Below are 3,335 nucleotides of genomic sequence, written 5' to 3' on the forward strand. Positions count from 1 at the left end.
GACATCAGGAGAATGCCGAGGTAGTCCCCTTTCCTCAGCAGAGACAGATCCGGCTTGTCGATGTGCACATACTTCGGGACCAGCGCCGCCACGACCACGCCCGGCACGAGGTTCAGGTAGAACAGCCAGTGCCACGACCACTGGTCCGTGATCCAGCCGCCGATCACGGGCCCCACGGCGGGCGCCAGCGAGGCGAGCGCACCGATGGTCGTGGACGCGATGAGGCGCTCCTTGCCGGGGAACAGGACGAACGCCGTCGTGAACACCGTGGGAATCATTGCCGCGCCCATCGCACCCTGGAGACCGCGAAACAGGATCATCGAGTTGATATCCCACGCGATACCGCACAGCATGCTCGTGATGGTAAAGCCGACCGCGGACGCAACGAACAGCCAGCGCGTCGAGAATACTTTCGAGAGCCAGCCGGACATCGGGATCACGAGAATTTCCGCGATCAGATAGGCGGTCTGCACCCATGACAGCTCGTCCTGACTCGCGGAGAGTCCGCCACCAATGTCCCTCAGTGAGGACGCGACGATCTGGATATCCAAAGTGGCCATGAAGAAGCCCAGGCACATCAGTGCGAAAGCAAACACGCGCTGCCGCATGGGCTGTAACGCGGGGTCGAGGGGATGAGAGGTTGTCATGGTGTCGGCCTTGAGTCTTGCGTCTTAAGTCTTGAGTAAGCTTAGTTGCTGCTCGCGGTCTGGGTCGTGCCGGCGAGGTGCACATTGACTGTTGCCGACAGGCCCGGGCGCAACACGGCTTCCATCCCGCGCGGCACCTCAAGGCGAATCCGCACCGGCACGCGCTGCACGATCTTGGTGAAGTTGCCGGTCGCGTTTTCCGGTGGCAGCACGCTGAAGGTCGCGCCGGTCGCCGGTGCAAGACTCTCCACATAGCCGTGCAGCGGCACGCTCGACGCATCGAGCGAAACGTCCGCCCTGTCGCCGACGTGCATCTTCTTCAACTGGTCTTCCTTGAAGTTCGCGTCCACCCACAGGTCGGTGGAAGGCACGACCGTGAGGAGCGATACCCCCGTATTGGCCAGCATGCCCACGCGCCCCGTCCGATTACCGATGTAACCATCGACCGGCGAGCGGATCGTCGTGTATTCCACGTTCAGTTCAGCTACGCGCTGGGCCGCCAGAGCGGTATTGACACGCGCCTGCGCGTCGGCGATCTGCGCGCCCAGCACCTCGAGTTCGCGCTTCGCGGCGACCTCCGCCGCGTCGCTGTTCTGCACGGCAGCCTGGGCCTTCAGGAAGTCCGCATCGGCGCGTTCGACGATCTGATCGGAAACGGCATCGTCCTTGACCAGTTCGCGATAACGCGTCTTGTCCTCGGCGCTGCGTGTCAATTCCGCCGACGCCGCATGTTGCTCCGCTTGATGCTGGTTGATCACGGCCGCCTGAAGAACAACCCTTGCCTGCAACTCCGACACAGCGGCGCGGGCACCGTCGACGTCCGCCTTCGCCTGAGCAAGCCTGGCGTCGTAGTCGCGCGAGTCGAGGCGGATCAATACCTGGTTCGCCTGAACTCGTTGGTTGTCCTGCACAAGTATGTCTGTGATGAAGCCGTTCACTTTGGGCGCCATCACGGTGACGTTGCCGCCGACGTAGGCATCGTCAGTCGATTGCTCGAAGCGCAGCACGAAGTACCAGTACCCGGCTGCTGCTGCCAGCACCAGGAGGACAGCCCCGTAGGCAAGACGCATCCACGGAATGCGCCGCGGCTGTATGTGTGCGACCGGCGGCGCGGGGATAGCCGATGCAACCGCAGAAGGAGAAGAAGTCGTCATGGTTTAACCTGTGTATATACACTACTCAAGGTGGAAGAAGGCATTCGCTGAATAATCCAGCGCCCCAATATTGTCTAAACTTTCGAAACGTCGCGCGTGATGCGGAACAACTCACGCCTGAGCGAGGCCGCCTGCAGATGCCCGAATTTGCGTTCGAACTCGTCCTGGGCCGCGCTCCAGTGCACCATCGCCTCGTCGAGCTTCGTGCGTCCGCTTCCGGTCAGGATCAGCTGGAAGCGCCGCTTGCCTTGCTCGCCGGGTTCGTCGGCGACAAAACCGCTGTCCATCAAAGGCCTGAGTGCGCGAACCAGGGAGGTTCGCTCCATTACCATTGCCTGCGCCAACTCCATCATCGTCAAGCTCGAACCGCGTCCCAGCACGGTCATGATGCTGAACTGCGTCGGCGTGATGTCCACTTCCGACAGGTGCCGTTCATAAAGCTGCGAAACGTGGCGAGCCGCCTGACGGACAGCGAAGCAGTCGTCGTTTTCGGGTGATTGAGTGTGCATGCACACAGAGTAATGGCGCGCACGCCTGCGATCAATCTCGCTGGCGCATCAAGTTATAACGGCGACGAGAAGAATCGGGCGTCCGTTGTCGTCAGGAAAATCTGCCGCCTCGTGAATCCTCAGACCTTTTGGCCGAACGACGCGGGCACGCCCGACACTGCTTCGAAGAACGCTGCGGCATGCTCGACAAACGCCCTCACCTTTGCCGGCAGCAGCGTTCGAGTGTTGTACGCAAGGCGGATCTCGACCACTCCGTCGACAAGTTCGAATTCTTCAAGGAGGGGAACCAGCCTGCCTGAGGACAGTTCTGCCTGCGCCACCGGCGCGGGCACCACGCCGACGCCGAACCCTTGCAGCACCATTTCCCGGTTGAACACCGCATTGTTAGAAGCGATGTCGTACTTCAGCGGGATGCTCAGATCCTCCTCGCCGAGGCGAAAGGTCAATATGGGCTTGCGAAGCGACGGCGACATCGCCACGAACATGTGTTCGGCCAGTTCGGACGGATGCCGGGGCATCGAGTGTTTTTTTAGATACTCCGGGGTCGCGACGATGGCGAGCGGCATGCGCTCCAGAAGCCGTGTGACGGCCGTGTCGGTGCTCAGCATGAACGGGATCACGACGCCGAGGTCATAGCCGTCCGCGACCAGGTCGACTGGCCGCTCGGTGAGCGTCACGTCCAGGTTCACTTTCGGATGCTTGTGCTTGAAGGTCGCCATCAGCGGCACCAGCCGGTTCACGGTCGCGGTCGTATGGGCGACGAGTCGAAGCACGCCGCTCGGCTCGCGCGTCTGCGTCGTTGCATCCGCTTCCAGCGCCTCCAGATCGTCGAGAATCCGGCAGCAGCCTTCGTAGAAGCGTTCCGCCGCTTCCGTCAGCGAAACCTGTCGCGTCGTCCGATGAAACAGGCGGCTGCCCAGACGTTGCTCGAGTCCTGCAATGGCGCGCGATACGACGGGCGTGGCGAGACCCAGCATGTCCGCGGCGCGCGTAAAGCTCTTGGCCTCGACGACTGAGCGGAAGAC

4 protein-coding genes are annotated in these 3,335 nt (G+C 62.0%); all 4 read right to left on the reverse strand.

The annotated features are described in order from the left end of the window. Window positions 1-647, reverse strand: a 647-nt coding sequence (locus tag WCA53_RS02465) for an MFS transporter (protein ID WP_423905108.1), incomplete at its 3' end; no start/stop codon positions are given. Window positions 648-688: 41 nt separating this feature from the next. Continuing rightward, window positions 689-1,801: an HlyD family secretion protein gene (locus tag WCA53_RS02470; RefSeq protein ID WP_423905109.1), complete on the reverse strand. Its 1,113-nt coding sequence runs from the start codon at window positions 1,799-1,801 to the stop codon at window positions 689-691. Window positions 1,802-1,875: 74 nt separating this feature from the next. After that, the gene (locus WCA53_RS02475) at window positions 1,876-2,310 is read right to left on the reverse strand and encodes a MarR family winged helix-turn-helix transcriptional regulator (protein WP_423905110.1); all 435 of its coding nucleotides are present in this window, start codon (window positions 2,308-2,310) and stop codon (window positions 1,876-1,878) included. 119 nt (window positions 2,311-2,429) lie between these two features. After that, window positions 2,430-3,335, reverse strand: a 906-nt coding sequence (locus WCA53_RS02480) for a LysR family transcriptional regulator (RefSeq protein ID WP_423905113.1), incomplete at its 5' end; no start/stop codon positions are given.

It is taken from the genome of Caballeronia sp. (assembly GCF_049581465.1).
Taxonomy (GTDB): Bacteria; Pseudomonadota; Gammaproteobacteria; order Burkholderiales; family Burkholderiaceae; genus Caballeronia.

Bases quoted from the DNA above. Each gene is read 5' to 3' on its own strand.
- WCA53_RS02470 (WP_423905109.1), bottom strand. From the start codon at position 1,801: ATGACGACTTCTTCTCCTTCTGCGGTTGCATCGGCTATCCCCGCGCCG.
- WCA53_RS02475 (WP_423905110.1), bottom strand. From the start codon at position 2,310: ATGCACACTCAATCACCCGAAAACGACGACTGCTTCGCTGTCCGTCAG.